This window comes from Nonomuraea sp. NPDC049152 (genome assembly GCF_040648355.1).
In the GTDB taxonomy this organism is placed as follows: Bacteria; Actinomycetota; Actinomycetes; order Streptosporangiales; family Streptosporangiaceae; genus Nonomuraea.
On the sequence record NZ_JBEZDO010000018.1, the window covers coordinates 74131 to 90635 of the forward strand.

At 69.9% G+C, this 16505-nt stretch carries 20 protein-coding genes and 1 other RNA gene; 4 read left to right on the top strand and 17 right to left on the bottom strand.

Annotated features, from left to right (window positions below; translation table 11 throughout):
* Window positions 1-40: 40 nt before the first annotated feature.
* Both AB0B45_RS29490 and AB0B45_RS29495 read right to left on the bottom strand, forming a co-directional pair.
* Complete coding sequence (locus tag AB0B45_RS29490; RefSeq protein ID WP_358136983.1) at window positions 41-676, bottom strand: response regulator transcription factor; 636 nt, start codon at window positions 674-676, stop codon at window positions 41-43.
* 5 nt (window positions 677-681) lie between these two features.
* Window positions 682-1704, bottom strand: a complete 1023-nt coding sequence (locus AB0B45_RS29495) for an ATP-binding protein (RefSeq protein ID WP_358136986.1) — start codon at window positions 1702-1704, stop codon at window positions 682-684.
* A 111-nt stretch (window positions 1705-1815) separates the two neighbouring features.
* On the opposite strand from AB0B45_RS29495, the gene AB0B45_RS29500 reads away from it, so the two are divergent.
* Entirely contained in the window at window positions 1816-2886 is a 1071-nt protein-coding gene (locus AB0B45_RS29500) for a hypothetical protein (RefSeq protein WP_358136989.1), read from the top strand.
* On the opposite strand, the gene AB0B45_RS29505 is transcribed toward AB0B45_RS29500, so the two are convergent.
* The 8 genes from AB0B45_RS29505 to ftsE form a co-directional block, all read right to left on the bottom strand.
* Window positions 2805-3311 carry a hypothetical protein gene (locus AB0B45_RS29505; RefSeq protein ID WP_358136990.1) on the bottom strand — a complete coding sequence of 169 codons (507 nt, stop codon included), beginning with the start codon at window positions 3309-3311 and terminating at the stop codon, window positions 2805-2807. The genes AB0B45_RS29500 and AB0B45_RS29505 overlap by 82 nt on opposite strands.
* 128 nt (window positions 3312-3439) lie before the next feature.
* A complete protein-coding gene (locus AB0B45_RS29510; RefSeq protein WP_358136992.1) occupies window positions 3440-3613 on the bottom strand; it encodes a hypothetical protein in 174 nt (57 codons plus the stop codon).
* 9 nt (window positions 3614-3622) lie between these two features.
* A complete protein-coding gene (locus AB0B45_RS29515; protein WP_358137294.1) occupies window positions 3623-4204 on the bottom strand; it encodes an FtsX-like permease family protein in 582 nt (193 codons plus the stop codon).
* Between the two features lie 156 nt (window positions 4205-4360).
* Window positions 4361-4745: a transfer-messenger RNA gene (gene ssrA / locus AB0B45_RS29520) on the bottom strand.
* A 286-nt stretch (window positions 4746-5031) separates the two neighbouring features.
* Entirely contained in the window at window positions 5032-6909 is a 1878-nt protein-coding gene (locus tag AB0B45_RS29525) for a penicillin-binding transpeptidase domain-containing protein (protein WP_358136995.1), read from the bottom strand.
* Window positions 6906-7373 carry an SsrA-binding protein SmpB gene (gene smpB, locus AB0B45_RS29530; protein ID WP_358136998.1) on the bottom strand — a complete coding sequence of 156 codons (468 nt, stop codon included), beginning with the start codon at window positions 7371-7373 and terminating at the stop codon, window positions 6906-6908. The genes AB0B45_RS29525 and smpB overlap by 4 nt, the downstream gene beginning before the upstream one ends.
* Before the next feature lie 22 nt (window positions 7374-7395).
* Window positions 7396-8307, bottom strand: coding sequence for a permease-like cell division protein FtsX (gene ftsX / locus AB0B45_RS29535; protein ID WP_358137000.1), 912 nt, complete (start codon window positions 8305-8307; stop codon window positions 7396-7398).
* Between the two features lie 19 nt (window positions 8308-8326).
* Window positions 8327-9016, bottom strand: a complete 690-nt coding sequence (ftsE, locus tag AB0B45_RS29540) for a cell division ATP-binding protein FtsE (protein WP_358137003.1) — start codon at window positions 9014-9016, stop codon at window positions 8327-8329.
* Window positions 9017-9230: 214 nt separating this feature from the next.
* Between ftsE and AB0B45_RS29545 the strand changes: the two genes are divergently transcribed.
* Window positions 9231-9410 (top strand): hypothetical protein, encoded by a 180-nt coding sequence (locus AB0B45_RS29545; protein ID WP_358137005.1) that lies wholly within the window; start codon window positions 9231-9233, stop codon window positions 9408-9410.
* Window positions 9411-9578: 168 nt separating this feature from the next.
* On the opposite strand, the gene prfB is transcribed toward AB0B45_RS29545, so the two are convergent.
* Window positions 9579-10691: a peptide chain release factor 2 gene (gene prfB, locus AB0B45_RS29550; RefSeq protein WP_358137006.1), complete on the bottom strand. Its 1113-nt coding sequence runs from the start codon at window positions 10689-10691 to the stop codon at window positions 9579-9581.
* 46 nt (window positions 10692-10737) lie between these two features.
* Here prfB and AB0B45_RS29555 point away from each other — a divergent pair, with 46 nt between their 5' ends.
* Window positions 10738-11730 carry a hypothetical protein gene (locus AB0B45_RS29555; protein WP_358137008.1) on the top strand — a complete coding sequence of 331 codons (993 nt, stop codon included), beginning with the start codon at window positions 10738-10740 and terminating at the stop codon, window positions 11728-11730.
* Window positions 11731-11826: 96 nt separating this feature from the next.
* Here the strand turns inward: AB0B45_RS29555 and AB0B45_RS29560 are convergent, their stop codons facing one another.
* The 6 genes from AB0B45_RS29560 to AB0B45_RS29585 all read right to left on the bottom strand — a co-directional run bounded on the left by AB0B45_RS29560 (window position 11827) and on the right by AB0B45_RS29585 (window position 15471).
* Window positions 11827-12585, bottom strand: coding sequence for a methyltransferase domain-containing protein (locus AB0B45_RS29560; RefSeq protein WP_358137011.1), 759 nt, complete (start codon window positions 12583-12585; stop codon window positions 11827-11829).
* An 86-nt stretch (window positions 12586-12671) separates the two neighbouring features.
* Window positions 12672-13172, bottom strand: a complete 501-nt coding sequence (locus tag AB0B45_RS29565) for a GNAT family N-acetyltransferase (RefSeq protein WP_358137014.1) — start codon at window positions 13170-13172, stop codon at window positions 12672-12674.
* A gap of 74 nt (window positions 13173-13246) precedes the next feature.
* A complete protein-coding gene (locus AB0B45_RS29570; RefSeq protein ID WP_358137017.1) occupies window positions 13247-13684 on the bottom strand; it encodes a ChbG/HpnK family deacetylase in 438 nt (145 codons plus the stop codon).
* Window positions 13685-13759: 75 nt separating this feature from the next.
* The gene (locus tag AB0B45_RS29575) at window positions 13760-14410 is read right to left on the bottom strand and encodes a class I SAM-dependent methyltransferase (protein ID WP_358137020.1); all 651 of its coding nucleotides are present in this window, start codon (window positions 14408-14410) and stop codon (window positions 13760-13762) included.
* 114 nt (window positions 14411-14524) lie between these two features.
* Complete coding sequence (locus tag AB0B45_RS29580; RefSeq protein ID WP_358137022.1) at window positions 14525-15067, bottom strand: YdeI/OmpD-associated family protein; 543 nt, start codon at window positions 15065-15067, stop codon at window positions 14525-14527.
* Window positions 15064-15471, bottom strand: a complete 408-nt coding sequence (locus tag AB0B45_RS29585) for a VOC family protein (protein ID WP_358137025.1) — start codon at window positions 15469-15471, stop codon at window positions 15064-15066. Before AB0B45_RS29585 ends, AB0B45_RS29580 begins: the two co-directional genes overlap by 4 nt.
* A gap of 80 nt (window positions 15472-15551) precedes the next feature.
* Between AB0B45_RS29585 and AB0B45_RS29590 the strand changes: the two genes are divergently transcribed.
* A complete protein-coding gene (locus AB0B45_RS29590) occupies window positions 15552-16484 on the top strand; it encodes a YafY family protein (protein ID WP_358137028.1) in 933 nt (310 codons plus the stop codon).
* Window positions 16485-16505: the final 21 nt, after the last annotated feature.

A 16505-nucleotide genomic window follows, 5' to 3' on the forward strand; every position in this document is an offset into this window, starting at 1 on the left:
TTGGTCACGATCGCGGCCATAGCCCGTCGATGCTATCGAATCACGGCGTCTGTGCCCGGCCGGTGCTCCAGGCCCATGCCGCGATGCCGACCCTGTTCCTCACGCCGAGCTTGCGCTGGATGCTGGCGATGTGGTTCTTGACCGTGCCGGCCGACAGGAAGAGCTCCTCGGCGATCTCGGCGTTGGTCTTGGCCTGGGCGACCAGGCGGGCGACGTCGTCCTCCCTGTCGGTGAGCCCGGGGTCCCCCGCCGGGACGCCTGGCTCGCCCGAACCGCGCAGCAGGCCGACCGTGAGCTGGGGGCTGATGAGCACGTCCCCGCTCATCGCCGCCCGTACGGCCTCGACGAGCAGCGTGGGCCCCGAGCGCTTGAGCACGAACCCCGAGGCTCCGTGGCGCAGCGCCGCCCGGACGTAATCCTCCTCGCCGAACGTCGTCACGACCACGACGTGGATGCCGGTCTCTGCCAGCGCACGCGTGACCTCGATGCCGTCGGCGCGGGGCATCCTGATGTCGGCGAGCACCACGTCGGGGCGGATCGCGAGCGCGGTCTCGACGGCCGTGACGCCGTCGGCCGCCTCGGCGACCACGGTCATGTCGGGCTGGGCGTCGAGGATGAGCCGGAACGCGCCGCGGATGCCCTCCTGGTCGTCGGCGATGAGGATCCGGGTGGTCACGCCGTTCATCGTCGCAGAGGGAGCCGCGCCACCAGCGACCACCCTCCCGGTACGGCGGCGGCCCGCAATGTCCCGCCCATCGCCTCCGCCTGCTCCCTCAGCGCGGGCAGCCCGAACCCGCCGCGCCCCTCGCCCCGTTCCGCGCCACCGGCTCCGTCGTTGGCCACGCTCACCACGAGCGTCCCGTCCTCGGCGCGGACGGCGACGTCCACCGTGGTGGCCTCGGGAGCGTGGCGGCGCACGTTGGTCAGGGCCTCGACGACGATCCGGTAGCCCAGCCCTGCCACCTCCTCCGGCACCTCGACGTCCTCGACGGTCACCTCCACGCGGGCGGGCCCCGCCGAGGTGAACCTGGCGGCCAGGTCGGCGAGCCCGGCGAGGCCAGGGCTGTCGTGCAGCTCCAGCACGGTGCGGTCCAGCGTCGCCATCGCCCGCAGCCCCGCCTGCTCGACCCGCTGGAGCGCCGCCAGCGCCTGGGCCGGCTCGACGACGCCGACCACCTGCCCCGCCTGTGCCTGCGCCACCATCTCGCTGACGTCGTGGGCGACGAAGTCGTGCAGGTCCCTGGCCAGGCGCAGCCGCTGCCTGGCCCGCTCGTCCTCGACCGCCCGCACCCGCAGGGTGTCGAGCGAGCGAAGGTAGAGCCCCACGCCCGCGACGCCGCACACGCCGAGGCCCCAGAACGCACACATGCCCAGCGCCTCCAGCGGGGAGGCGGGGACCATGTAGCGCAGCAGCCACGCCGAGGCGGCGATCCCCGCCACCACGCCGGACGGCACGGCCTGCCGTACCGGGGACCATCGGGCGGTCAGGCCGACCAGCGCGATCAGCGCGAGGCTCTCTGCCAGCCCCAGCAGGTCCTCGCCCCTGCGCGGGCCGCTGATCAGGTACGAGCAGGTGACCGCCAGGGAGAGTCCCGCGGCGACGCCGGTGACGACAGGCAGGCGGGCCCGCCTGCGGGCGCCGCCGAGGACCACCCACGCCAGCGCCGCCACCGCCGCGACCAGCGGCACCACCGAGAACTCCACGGCAGCCACGATACGGACATGCCAAACGGCACCCGGCATACCCCTCGAAGCGCTCACAACCTGCCGAACGGCACATGGCCCGCGCTCGGGTGCGGGCTCGAGGCTGGAGGCATGACAGCGATCATCTCGAAGGCGGGGCACGCGGCGACCGCCTTGTTCGTCGGCTACGTGGCGCTCGGCGCGTCATGGGCGCTGGGCGCGCCCGGTTTCCCCTGGGGAGCGAGCGACCCCGACCCCGACGGTCAGGGCTCCCTCCTGGCCTGGCTCTCCCCTGACCCCGGCGGCTGGTGGATCGCCGCCTTCGCCCTCGTCTGCGCGGCCACCTCGATGGCGCTGCTGCGTAGCCGTGGCAGACTCCCGCTGCTGGTGGCGTGGCCGCTGGCCGGGTTCCTCGTGCTGGTGCTGCCCGACTCCCGCCTCATGATGGGTGTCGCCTACACGCCGCTGCTGAGCGTGACGGCCTTCCTCGACGGCCCATGGGGCGAGGTCGGTCTCGGCGACGTCTGGCAGTGGCCGGTGCTCAACCAGCTGCTCTGCGCCCTCGGCGGCGCCCTGCTCGCCGCGGCGGCCGTGTCCGCCCAGCGTCGCCGCCGCGACGGGTGCGCGGCGTGCGGGCGGACCGAAGCCGGTGTGGGCTGGACGACCCCCGCCGCGGCCGCCCGGTGGGGTCGCACGGCCGTCGCCATCGCGGTCGCCACCCCGCTGTTCTACTGCGCGACCAGGTGGGCGTGGGCGCTCGGCATCCCGTTCGGCGTCAGCGAGGGGTTCTTGGAGGAGGGGAACAGGGACGCGCCCGGTATCTGGCTGGCCGGCGCCTACCTGGCGACCTTCGGTGCCCTCGGCGGAGTGCTCACCCTCGGGCTGGTGCAGCGCTGGGGTGAGGTCTTCCCCCGCTGGATGCTCGGCCTGCGCGGCAGGCGCGTGCCGCCGCTCCTGGCCATCATCCCCGCCACCCTGGTCGCGGCCATCATCACCGAGGCCGGCCTGACCTACATCAGGCGCGCGGTCACGGGTGCCTTCGAGCTGTCGGAGTGGGGCGCGTGGCTGCCCGAGTGCTTCTGGCCGGTCTGGGGCGTGGCCCTCGCCGCCGCCGCTCTCGCCTACGGCCTGCGCAGGAGGGGCCGCTGCGCCCACTGCGGGCGGGGCGCCGTGGCCGCGGCCCAGAGCACGATGGCGATGTAGACGACCTGCTCGGGGATCCGCTGCCAGAGCGGCGTCGCGGCCTCGCCGCCGAAGGGGACGTCGGCGAGGGCGGCGTAGATGTTGGCCGGCAGCAGCAGCACGAAGAGCAGCGCGAGAGCGAGCCCCGCGGCCCACCTGGTCGGGCAGATCACCAGCCCCAGCGCGCCGAGCAGCTCGAACACGCCGGTCAGGTAGACCATCAGGCTGGGGAACGGCACGAACGGCGGCACGATGGCCACCATGTCGCCGTGGTTGGGCATGACAGTGACGCTTTCAGGGACGAAGTGGGCGCTGGCGGCCAGCACGAGCATGACGGCCATGCCGTGCGCGGCGGCCACCGCCCAGGTGTCGAAGCGGCGCACGCCCAGCGCGCCCAGGAGGCGGAAGACGAGGGTGCTCACGACGAGAGCGATGAGGACGATCATGGCCATCTCCTAGCTGTTGGATAGTCACACTATCCAATCTGCTCCACGAAGGCAACGCCCCATCCCTCCTCCGAGGGCATCGCCGCACAGGCTTTCACCGGCCCGTACTCTTTTCGGGTGATGTGGTGTCACCTCCCGATGGCCGGGGCGAGCAGCCCGACGGCCGCCACGAGCAGCATCACGATCGGCATGAACGACTTGTTGTTGGCGGCGCCCTGCGGATCGCTCGCGGCGGTCACCACCATGCTGACCAGCGCGGCGCCGAACAGCCCCACGCCGATGAGCAGGCGGCCCCAGGTCATCGCCCCTGACTAGATCGCGGCCTCGCGCATCGCCTCCGCCGGGTGCACCCGGCCTGCCCGCCTGGCCGCGACGGCCACACCTGCCAGAGCCACCACCACGCCCGTGGCGAAGGCCGTGACGACCGGCCAGGTCTGCGTGCTCGGCACCAGCCAGGAAGGCGCCATCCCCAGGCCGGCGAGCCAGTCCAGAGTCGGCCCCGCGGCGGACGGCCCGGCCGACGCGCCCAGCGCGGAGGCGACCACGGCGACGAACCCGGCCTCTCCGTACACCATCCGCCGCACCTGGCGGCGGGTCGCGCCGACGGTCCGCAACAGCGCGAACTCGCGCCGCCGCTGCGCCACCGCGAACGCGAACGTCGACGACACCACGAAGACGGCGATGAACAGGGCGAATCCGGCGGCGATGCCGACGATCGTGCCGGCGCCGGCCGCGCACTGCAGCAACGTGGACTTGCCCGATCCGGACGGCCCCATCACGGCGGTGAACGTGCCCCGGCCGAACCCGATGGTCACGTTGTCGAGCGCGGTGACGCCGTGCGCGTAATGCTTCGTGACCGCCGTCAGCTCGACCGCGGAGTCCAGGGCTTCCATGAGTTTCACAGGCAGAACGCTAGGGACGCCAGGTGGCCTCCGGTACCGGACAAGTGACTAGGATCCGGCGGTCGGGTGAGCGCCCCGATGACGCCCCGAAAACACGAAAACCGCCCCTTACCGGCGGTGTGTCCGCAGGTAAGAGGCGGTCTGGTCTCGTGGAGGTGGCGGGAATCGAACCCGCGTCCTTTAACCCCAAGACAGGGCTTCTCCGGGCGCAGCCTGCTTAACGTTTTCTCAGCCCCGGCGCTCACGCAGGCGCGTCGCCGACAGGCTCAGCCACTGTTTGATTTCCCGCTCTCCCCCGTGGCCGGGTTGAGCGGTTGAGCCTTCTAACGATGCCAGATCCCGGGCCGAAGGCATGCTCGGGCTGACAGAGGTTTCGCTACTTAGGCAGCGAGAGCCAGGGAACCCTGGCCGACCTCAGTGCGCTTAGAGTTGGCACTTGTTGTTTGCGGTCACAGGATTAACGAGGTTATGTCCGCAGTCCTCGGCCCGCTTCACCTGACTTGCAAGGTCAAAGTCGAAACCGATCACCCCCTGTGCAGTTGTCAACACGACCGCGAACGGCCGAGCAACACGACGATACAGGTGACAACACCGGGAACGCCAACCCAATTCCCGGGTGCCGACCCCCGGAGGCGCGCACCGATGCGGAACGCCCCCGGGGGCGACCGGCAGGGTCTCGCCGGTCCGGACGGCAGGACTTCCCCCGAGATGAAGTCCTGTCTCATCGTGATGACCAGATCCGCAACCCCCCGATCGGGTCTGGTCACTCTGGAAGACGCAGCCGCGCCCGCCAATGGTTGCTCAGCGTGATGATATTTTCACGCAGGGTTGCGAAGGGCGGAGAAGAACCGGCCCGCGTAGCCGGCGGGATCTGCGTCCTCGGCGAAGACGGCCACGGCCACGTCGCCCTGCCATCCCACGAACCACGCCTGCTTCTCGTCCTTGCCGGTCACCGGCGCGGTGATGCCCGAGACCTGCTCGCCTCCCGTGGCCGCCGCCGCGGCCGCGGTACCCGACGTGACGCCCGCGCGCATCATCGCCTGCAGGACCGGCAGCGCCTTGGGGTCGATCGTCACGGCGGGGGGCGGCGTGGCGGGCAGCACCGCGGCGGTGGGGTCGGGTGTGGCCGGCTTGACGACCAGCAGCGGCGGCCGCCAGGTTCCCTTGGCGACGGCCCCGGCCACCAGCGCCATCGCCAGCGGGCTCACCTCGACGTTCTGCCCCGCGATGGCCTTCGCCTTGTCCGCGTCGGAGTCGAGCTTGGCGATCTTCCCGCTGAACGACCTCAGCGGCAGCTTCCACGGCTTGCCGAGGCCGAAGTCGGCCGCGGCCTTGGTCAGGTCCTCAGCCGTCACCCTGCGAGCGAGCGAGGCGAGCGCGGTGACACAGCTCTTGGCGAAGCTCGACTGGAAGCTCTGCGTGGTGGTGGCCGTCAGCCCCGCCTGCTCGAACCTGGCCCCGCCGACCGACCGCTCGGCCGGGCAGGACAGCCGCTGGCTCGGCTTGACGCCCTTCCGTAGCAACGCCTCGGCCGCGATGATCGAGAAGGCGGTGCCCGCCGGGTACTTGCCCGCCAGCGCGTTCTTCTCCTCGTTGAGGTCGTGGGAGGCGCTCACCGCGAGCACCTCCCCCGTGGATGCCTTGACCGCCACCATGGTCGCCGACCTGGTGCCCGCGAGCGCCGCCTCGGCGGCCTCCTGGATCGTGCTGTCGATCGTGGTCTCCACGGGCACGTTCGCCCGCCCCGGCCACTTCTTCAGCTCGGCGACCTGCTCACCGGTCTTGAGGTCGAGCGTGACCACCGAGGTCTGCGTGGAACCCGTCAGGGAGTCCTGGTAGGCCTTCTGCAGCCCGGTCAGGCCCACGGAGTCGCCGGCGCGCTGCGGACCGCCCAGCTTCTGCTCGGTCTCGGCGGTCAGCGCGCTCACGGTGCCCACGATCTGCTCAGGCGCCGCGGGCGCGACGGGCTGCTTCTGCTCCTGGATGGTGACGCCGGGGATGGCCTCCAGCTTGGACTTGAGCTGGCCGAACTTCAGCCGGCCGAAGGTGACCAGCGGCACGAACGTGCTGGGCGGCGCCGACCTGACGCGGCTCAGCAGCCGGTCCTGGGCGAAGCCGGTGAGCTTGGCGAGCTGCTCGACCGCCTTCTCGGCGTTGTCGCCGAGCGTCACGGGGGTCACCCCTGCCACGTAGAGCGTGGCGTCCTTCTGCAGCGGCTCGCCGGTGCGGTCGAGCACCGAACGGCGCGGCTCCGGCTTGGCCTCCACCGCGAAGCGCTGCCCCTCGTGCAACTGCGGGTGGATGACGCTGGGCGACCAGCGCACCTTCCACACGCCGCCGACCAGGTGCAGCGGCAGCCTGCTCGTGTACTCCCACAGCGAGTTGTTCTCGCCGAGATCGACCTCGGCCGTGAAGTCGGCCGTCGACTCGCCGCCGTTCTCCACCAGGCTCTTGATCTTGAATCGGAAGGAGGCCGCGTCCAGGTGGACGCGGGCGTCCTCCAGCGCCTTGGCGACCGCTTGGGGATCACCGTCGGTACGGCCCGCCGCCAAGGCGTAGTCGCCCGACTGCCAGCCCACGAGGAAGTCCCGCACGGCCTCGTGCGCGGAGGGCTCCTCGAAGCACCCGGTCAGCGTCGTGCAGGCGACCGTCATCGTGACGGCCGCCGCCAGGACTCTGCGAACGTGAGGTCTCATCGGTTGCGCTGGCGGACAGCCCGGGCCATCTCCCGCTTGTCCTGCTGTTCCTTCAAGGACTGGCGCTTGTCCCAGTCCTTCTTCCCGCGCGCGAGCCCGATCTCGATCTTGGCCCTGCCGTCCTTGAAGTAGAGCGACAGCGGCACGATCGTCAGCCCGCCCTCCTTGACCTTGGCGGCGAGCTTGTCGATCTCCTTGCGGTTGAGCAGCAGCTTGCGCTTGCGGCGGGCGGCGTGGTTGGTCCACGTCCCCTGGGAGTACTCGGGGATGTGGACGTTGAGCAGCCACGCCTCGCCGTCGTCGATGGAGGCGTAGCCGTCGATGAGCGAGGCCTTCCCCGCGCGCAGCGACTTGACCTCGGTGCCCTGCAGCACCAGACCCGCCTCGAAAGTGTCCTCGACGTTGTAGTCGTGGCGGGCCCGCTTGTTCTGGGCGACGAGCTTCCGCCCGGTCTCACGTGGCATGCTTCGACCTTACCCGGGTTCGTCAGACCCTCAGGTAACGGCGAAGCGTCACAAAGGACGCCATGACACAGATCACCACGCCGATGATCATCGTGATCGTGATGACCCAAGCCACGTCGTTCCATCCGAGCTGGCTGTTGGCGGCGAACGCCACGGTCGTCCCCTCGAACAGGAAGACCTTCGCCACGATCAGCATGACGGCCGCCACCACACCGCCGACCAGGCCCGAGATCATGCCTTCCATCACGAACGGCAGCTGGATGTAGATGTTGGACGCGCCGACCAGCCGCATGATGCCCGTCTCCCTGCGCCGGTTGAACGCCGAGAGCCTGACGGTGTTGCCGATCAGCAGGATCGCCGCGAGCACGAGGATCCCCGCCACCGCCAGAGCGGCCAAGCGGAGTTTCTCCAGCGTCCCGAAGAAGCCCTCCAGTTGGTCCCGTTGGTCGATGACCGTGGAGACGCCCTTCATCGCCTTGGCGGCGGCGATCACGGGCTGGTAGACGTTGGGGTCCTTCAACTTCACTCGGAGCGACTCAGGCATGTCCTTGACGTCGACGACCTGGGCCAGGATCGAGCTGGCCGACTGCGAGCTCTTGAAGTGCTCGTAGGCCTGCTGCTGGTTCTCGTAGGTGACGGTCTCGACATTGGGCAACGCCGACAGCTGTGCGTGCAGCCGCGTGCGCTCGGCCTCCTTGACGCCCCCCGGCGACGTCTTGCAATTCTGGAAGGGAGAGTCGGTCTTGCACAGGTAGACCGAGATCTCGACCTTGTCGTACCAGAAGGTCTTCATCAGGCCGACCTGGGCGTTGATCATCAACCCGACGCCCAGCAGGGCCATGGCGACAGCCACGGTGACGATCACCGCGATCGTCATGGTCAGGTTGCGACGGAGGCCGATCCAGACCTCGGAGAGGATGAAGTTCGCCCGCATGTTCTGCCTATAACTCCTGTCAGTACGCCTGGCCGTAGACGCCACGCGACTGGTCGCGGACGATCTTGCCGTCCTCCAGCTCCACGACCCGCTTGCGCATGGAGTCGACGATGGCGGCGTCGTGCGTGGCCATGACGACAGTGGTGCCGGTCCTGTTGATCCGGTCGAGCACCTTCATGATGCCGATGCTCGTGGCGGGGTCGATGTTTCCCGTCGGCTCGTCGGCCAGCAGGATCATAGGCCTGTTGACGAACGCGCGAGCCATCGCGACTCGCTGCTGCTCGCCGCCGGACAGTTCGTCGGGCATGCGGTGCGCCTTGCCCTCAAGACCGACCAGCTCGATGACCTCGGGCACCACCTTGCGGATGAATCGCCTCGGCTTACCGATGACCTCGAGCGCGAACGCCACGTTCTCGTAGACGTTCTTGTTCGGGAGCAACCGGAAGTCCTGGAAGACGCAGCCGATACGGCGGCGCAGATGCGGCACCTTGAAGTTGGACAGCCTCGCGAGATCCTTCCCGGCGACATGGATCGCGCCGGAGTTGGGCTTCTCCTCCTTGAGGACCAGCCGCAGGAAGGTGGACTTCCCGGATCCCGAGGGACCGACGAGGAACACGAACTCGCCCTTGTCCACGTCTACAGACACGTGGTCGAGAGCGGGCCTGTTCTGGTTCGCGTAGACCTTGGTGACATTATCGAAATGGATCACGAGCGCATCACGACGTGCCAGTCTAGGGGTCGGGACGGAAATGAGGGTGGCACATGCCCACTTCCCACCGCCCGCCAGCGGGGACGCCCATCTTTACTGATGATCGACGTTCCGCTTGGCTGCAGGACAGTCTAGGGGGAAGACTGGCATGGAACGTCCATAACGGAAACAAAACGATTCTGTTACCTGAGAACCGTCTAGAGTGGATGGTGACATGAGTTGCGAACACCTCGTCTGCGCCCAGTGCGCTCACCCGGTCATCGAGGGTCGCTGCGCCCTGTGCCGCGCCAACCGTGAACGGATGCACCAGCACGGGATCTCCCCGATGCTGATCCTCATCGCACTGCTGACGCTGCTGTTCCTCGCGCTCGCGCTCCAGCACCTGGTCGGCTGACCCTTCCCTGCGGCAGGCCGGCCTTCGCGTCTTTCGGCATGCGTGGAGAACCCGGGGCATGACGGGCGCCGTGACGGCGGGAGGCGGCGCCGCCGAGGAGCGTCCTTGGACGGACGCCCGCCGGTGACCACGCAGGCGCCTTCCCGTGCGTGCCGTACAGGGAGAGGACTACTCGGCGGTCTCCTGGCGGCGCATCCAGCGGATCTCGCTCTCGATGAAGTCGTCGAGGTCGCCGTCGAGCACCGCCGTGGGGTTGCCCGCCTCGTGGCCCGTGCGCAGGTCCTTCACGATCTGGTACGGGTGCAGCACGTAGTTGCGGATCTGGGTGCCCCACGAGGTCGTCGAAGCGCCGCGCAGCTCCGACATCTTCTCCGCCTCCTCCTGCCGCTTGCGCTCCAGCAGCTTGGCCTGCAGGACGTTCATCGCCGAGGCGCGGTTCTGCAGCTGGGAGCGCTCGTTCTGGCAGGAGACCACGATCCCCGTCGGGATGTGGGTGATGCGCACCGCCGAGTCGGTGGTGTTGACGCCCTGGCCGCCGGGACCGCTGGAGCGGTAGACGTCGACGCGCAGGTCGTCCTCGTTGATGTCGATGTGGTCGGTCTGCTCCACGACGGGCACGACGTCGACGCCGGCGAACGAGGTCTGGCGGCGGCCCTGGTTGTCGAAGGGGCTGATGCGCACCAGCCGATGGGTGCCGTGCTCGCCGCGCAGCGTGCCGTAGGCGTAGGGCGACTTGATGGTGAACGTCGCCGACTTGATGCCCGCCTCTTCGGCGTAGGAGGTGTCGTAGACCTCCGTGGAGTAGCCCTTGCGCTCGGCCCAGCGCAGGTACATGCGCAGCAGCATCTCCGCCCAGTCCGCCGCGTCGACGCCGCCCGCCTGGGAGTTGATGGTCACGAGCGCCTCACGCGCGTCGTACTCGCCCGACAGCAGCGTGCGGACCTCCATCGCGCCGACGTCGGAGCGCAGCGCGGCCAGTTCCTTGTCGGCCTCCGCCTTGGTGTCGGCGTCGTCCTCCTCGGCGGCCAGCTCGAACAGGACGGTCAGGTCGTCGATCCTGCGGCCGAGCGCCTCGACACGGTTGAGCTCGCCCTGCAGGTGGGACAGCTTGCTGGTGACCTTCTGGGCCTGCTCAGGGTCGTTCCACAGATCGGGTGCGGCGACCTGCGCCTCCAGCTCCTCGATCTGCTTGCGCATGGAGTCGAGGTCGAGAACGTCCTGAATGCTGCGCAGGGTGCCCGCGAGCGCGTTGATCTCTTCTGCCGGATCGATGTCTGCCACGTCTACCAAGGGTACGCGACCTGTGCGCACCCCATAACATAGCGAGGTGCGTGCATACGGGCGGCGGGGATGGGCGGCTCTCGCCGCCGGCGTGCTGGCCGCGGTGACGGCCTGCTCTGCTTCGGGTGCGCCGCGACCCACTGGTGCGGCCACCATGTCGGCCACCCCCACCCCCACCCCAACCACCGCTCCCGGCGTGTCGCTGAGCGAGGCGGCCAACGCCTTCTCCGAGTACATCCTCACCGACGACCTGCTGCGCGCCGCCGGTTCCAGGCGCCTGGTCAGGGCCATCACCCGCGACGGCCGCCTCGACCTGGCCAACGCCGAGTACGCCTCCACCCACGACCGCCCGGCCCGCTACGCCTGGGGCACCCCGTCCTTCCTCGTGCCGAGACTGCGTGCCGAGGAGTTGCTGTGGTTCACCGCGGTCGTCCCCCGCGACGGCCGCACCGCCGTCCTCACCTTCGTCAAGGGCACCGACTGGCGGCTGAGCTCGCTCTCCCTTCTGCTTCCTGGGCAGAAGCTGCCTGAGGTGAAGCGCGACGCGGCGGGCTACGCGGAGACGGTGGGCCTCGACGACAAGAGCGTCCAGATCAGCCCACGCTACGTCGCCCCGCTCCACGCCACCATCGCCGAGCGCGGGCCCGCGGCCATGGGGGCCAACCTCGTCGCCCCGGGCGCCTACACGACCGAGACGGCCGCGACGATCGCCGTCAACAGGACGGCGGCCAGGACCGACGGGTTCCGCTACGACTCGATCTTCACGCCGGCCGACTATCCGGTCTACGCGCTGCGGACCGTGGACGGTGGCGCGCTCGTCCAGTACTCCCTGCTGAGGACGACGTCGATGACCAACGTCGTGTTCGTCAACCCGTTCCTGCCCATCCCGCCGACGGGGCGGTGGGCGCTGGCGCGCGACGCCTACAGCCAGACCATGAAGATCTACGAGACGCAGCAGTACATCGCCGCGCTGCCGGCGGCCGCCGCGGCCACTGTGATCGGCTACGACGGCGCGATCACGAAAGCCAGCGGCACCTGACCCACGGTCTTCCCTGAGACTCCCCCACGCGGCACCGGCCCTCAGCGGGATCCAGCCGCCGTCACCTCAGCGGAACTTGGCCCGCCGTCACCCGCCTCAGCGGGACGCGACCGCCGTCACCAGGGCGAAGGACAGGTACTCGCCCTGGTCGGCCTCGAGTATGGCGATGGTCCGCTCGACGACGTCCCTGTCGGTGGCGCCGTGCTCGAGGCAGGCGCGCGCCCACAGCAGCCAGTCGTGCCAGCCACCGGCCTGCAGCCGCGCCGAGGTCACGGTGACCAGTTCGGTGATGTCCCACTGGAAGCGCCACCATTCGGCGGTGTGCCAGGCGATCGCCTCCCACCCGACCAGGTCCTTGATGTGCGGGGGGATGGCGCCGAGGTCGCGGACCTCGCGGGTCATGCCCGGGGTGGCGATCCCCAGCTGCCCGCCCGGCTTGAGGAAGCGCGTGATGTAGGCCAGATAGCTGTCGGCGGTGCCGAAGTACTCGTAGGCGTCGATGCTGACGATCGCGTCGAAGGACTCGCGCTCGAACGGGAGGGTGTGCGCTTCGGCGCTGACCGCCCGCACCTGGTCCGCGACGCCCGCCTCGGCGAAGACGGCCTCGGCCTTCTCGGGCGCAATCCACAGGTCGGCGGCCACGACGTCCACGCCGAACTCGCGAGCGAGGAACACCGAGGTGGCACCCATGCCGGATCCGAGGTCCAGGACCCGCATGCCGGGCTTGAGATCGAGGTCGCGCGACAAGTCCTCCAGCAACCACAGCGGGTTGGGGCCCATGTCCAGGCCGACGAGCCACTCGGGGTCGTAGCGAGACGAACGGGGGTAGTCGTCGGGGCGGACGAGATCGCGCATGGCTGTCACAGCGCGTCATCCCAGCACACCGTTACGAACACCCGCAAACCATTATTTCTGCCCGCCGGCCTGAGTCGCCGTGGGGCTCAGCGCTTCCTGCGGTAGCGCGTCATCGGGCCGAGCAGGCCGGGCACCGACTCGAACGCGGTCATGCCGAGCCGTTCGACGACCGCGACCGACGCGGCGTTGCCCTCGTCGACCTCGGCCAGCACCTCGGGCAGTCCGAGCGGGCCGAGCGCGTGCTCGACCACGGCGCGGGCGGCCTCGGTGGCGTAGCCCTTGCCCCACGCGGCCGGTGCCAGGCTGTAGAAGATCTCGAGGCCGAGGTCCTCCAGCGGCCTGAGCCCTGCCGTGCCGACCAGGTCGGCACTGTCGTTCTCCCTGATCAGCCAGAGGCCGTGCCCGGCGGTGGCGAAGCTCAGCGCGCTGTCCTCGATGACCTCGGTGATCTCCTCGGGGGACAGGATCGCCCCGTCGAACAGGAACCTCCGCACGTCCTGCGCCGTCCAGTGGGCGAGCAGCCCTGCGTGGTCCTGCGGGGTCGCGGGGCGCAGGACCAGTCGCCCGGTCGTCAGAATGTGGTTCACGACGGCCAGGCTAGCGCTGCGCAGGACGCGCACCCGAGGCGCGCTCCCGCCGGCTCCCTCCGGAGGGCCGCCGATCACGGGGTCGGCCTCAGCCCGCTGCCGACCACGGCGTCGATCTGCGCCCTGAACTCCAGCTCGACCTCGTCCAGCCGGGCCTGCGCGAGCAGCTCGGGAATCCGGGCGGGCGCGAACAGCGCGCCCGCCTCGTCGAGCAGCGAGGGCACCTGCTCCTTCGCGGTCAGCGGTCCCCACCGGTAGAGGGGCGACTCGCAGACCAGCGTGAGGTGAACGCCGAAGGAGAGCCAGGGACGCAGGCGGAGCAGGTGCATGGCGTGCGTCGCCCACGGACACGGCACCATCAGGCTGCACGAACGGGCGATCCCCCGCTCGATCGAGTCGACGACCGCGGCGTTGATCGCGTGGTACATCCCGAAGTCGTCGTTGTTGACGATGAGAAGCCTGGCCTCGGCGGGAAACCCGAGCAGCTCACTGGACAGGACTGGTTCCTTCATTCCGGCAGTATGAACAGCCTGGCCCCACAAGATCACTGGGTTTTTCCCTGAGCACCCGTGCTCGCCTTCGTGGCGCTAGGCCGTACGGCGGGCGATGAGGTAGGCCTGGGGGAAGCCCCGCTGGGTGTCCTCGCCGGGAGCGCAGATCAGCCTGGCCACCTCGTCGAGCCCGGCCTTGAGCAGCAGCTCGGCCACGCGGTCTGGCGAGTACCGGTAGGCGAGCGACACCTTGTGGTCGAATGCCTCGGCCAGGCCGGTGGGGTGGTCGTAGCCCTGGAAGGAGACCAGCAGATGGCCGCCGGGCGCGAGCACGCGGTGGAACTCGGCGAGCATCTCAGGGAGCCGCTCCGGCGGGGTGTGGATGATCGAGTAGTTGGAGAGGACTCCGGCCAGGGAGGCGTCCTCCACCTCGAGGTCGCCCATCAGCCCCACCTCGAAGCGGAGCCCCGGATGGGCGCCGCGGGCGAGCGCGATCATCTCCGGCGACAGGTCGACGCCGAAGGCGGTGACGCCGAGGGAACGCAGATGCGCGGTGATGTGGCCGGGGCCGCACCCCACGTCCGCCACCAGGCCGCCGCCCGCGGCCCGTACCAGCTCGGCGAAGACGGAGATCATCGCGTGGTTGAGCGGGCTGGAATGGAAGCGCTCGCCGACGAACTCGGCGTAACGGACGGCGGCGGTGTCGTAGGCGGCGCGGGTGGCGGCGAGGAAGTCCGGCTCGGTCATGGGTGACCATGGTAGAAGCCCGGGGTCCTGCCTCGTCTCGGATGAGGGCGGCCGTGAGGTCTCACCGGCTTGGCGGGGCCGGAGATCGCCTCGGATGAGGGCGGTCACCGGGTTTCACCGGCTCAGCGGGCCCGAGATGGCCTTCCGCAGGCGGGCCGCGCGCCCGGCGGGGGTCCTGGCCTTCAGCAGCGACAGGATCACCAGGTAGCGGCCGGTCTTGTCGAGCGCCTCGAAGCGGGCGGCGGCCTCGGGGTGGGCGGCCAGCGCCTCGGCCAGGTCGGGTGGGACGGTGACGTTGCGCTGGGCGGTGTAGGCCGCCTCCCAGCGGCCGTCCGCCTGGGCGGCGGCGACCTGCGCCAGGCCGGGCGGCCGCATGCGCCCCGCGGCGGTCAGGGCCTCCACGCTCTCGACGTTGACCCGCGACCACGGGCTGCCCTTGCGGCGGCGCGAGTACCGTTGCAGGAAGCTGTGCTCGTCACAGGACTTGCGCTGGCTGTCGATCCAGCCGTAGCACAGCGCGACCTCCAGCGCCTGCCCGATCGTGAGCAAGGGAGCCCCCGACCCCTTCTTGGCGATCTTCAGCCAGACGCCGCCCTCGGTCTCGTGGTGCCCGGCCAGCCACGACTCCCACTGGGCGGCGTCCTCGAAGTGCATCATCGGCCCAGGATCTCCAGGTAGTGCTGGTTGTACATGATGCCCAGCACGTTGCCGAACGGGTCGACCACCGAAGCGGTGACGAAGCCTTCGCCGTACTTGGTGAGCGGCATGTACGGCGTGGCCCCCATGGACAGCAGCCGGTCCAGGACGGCCTCCACGTCGTCGACGTGCCAGTGGATGACCGCGCCCCCGGGGGCGACGGGCGCGTCCTGCGGGGCGTAACGCCGGTCGATGAGACCGAATTCTGCCTGGTAGTCGCCGATCCTGAACTCGTAGTAGGCGGCCGGCTTGCCGTCGCCCGGGCGCTCGAAGTACGGCTCGACGCCCAGCAGTTCGACGTACCACTTCTTGGCGGCCTCCACGTCGTCGGCCCAGAAGTTGACAGTGGCCATTCCTCGCAACATGTGTTGCTCCTTTCCTCTTCTCCGAACAATAGGAGCCGTTGAGGAAGCTCCGTTTCCTCAACGGCTGGCAGACTGAGGAAATGTTGGAAACTTCGGTCCGGCTCCTGCGCCTGTTGTCCTTGCTGCAGTCACGTCCCGACTGGCCGGGCGGCGAGCTGGCCGAACGGCTCGAGGTGACCACCAGGACCGTGCGCAACGACATCGAGCGGCTGCGCATCCTCGGCTACCAGATCCACTCCACCACCGGTACGGCCGGCGGCTACCGGCTCGGCGCGGGCGCGGCCCTGCCCCCGCTGATCCTGGACGACGAGGAGGCGGTGGCCGTGGCCGTCAGCCTGCACGCCGCGGCCGCAGGCACGGTGACCGGCATCGAGGAGACCTCGCTGCGCGCCCTCACCAAGCTCCAGCAGATGCTCCCGTCACGGCTGCGGCGCCGCATCGACGCCGTGGGAGCCGCCACCGTGTCGGTCGCAGGCCGCGGCCCCACGGTCGACGCCGAGACGCTCACGCTCATCGCCGCCGCCATCCGCGACCACGAGCAGCTGCGCTTCGACTACCAAGGGCACGACGGCACGACCGGCTCACGCACGGCGGAACCCCACCGCCTCGTCTACACCGGCCGCCGCTGGTACCTGCTGGCCTGGGACACCGCCCGCGCCGACTGGCGCACCTTCCGCGCCGACCGCATCCGCCCCCGCACGCCGAACGGCCCCCGCTTCACCCCTCGCACTCCCCCGAGCGACGCCGCCACCCACGTCATGCGCGGCGTCGGCTCGACGGCGTGGAAACACCCGGCCCGCGTCCGCCTGCACGCCCCCTTGGCGCGGCTCACCGACCTCCTGCCGCCCACCGTGGGCGTCCTGCACGACGACGGGGTGCTGGAGACCGGCGGCGAATCCCTGCACAACCTGGCGGCTTTCCTGGGCACCCTCGACGTGCCCTTCACCGTCCTGGACCCGCCGGAACTACGCGACCTCCTGCACTCCCTGGCCACCCGTTACGCCAACGCGTGACCGCGCCCCTGGAGATCATGC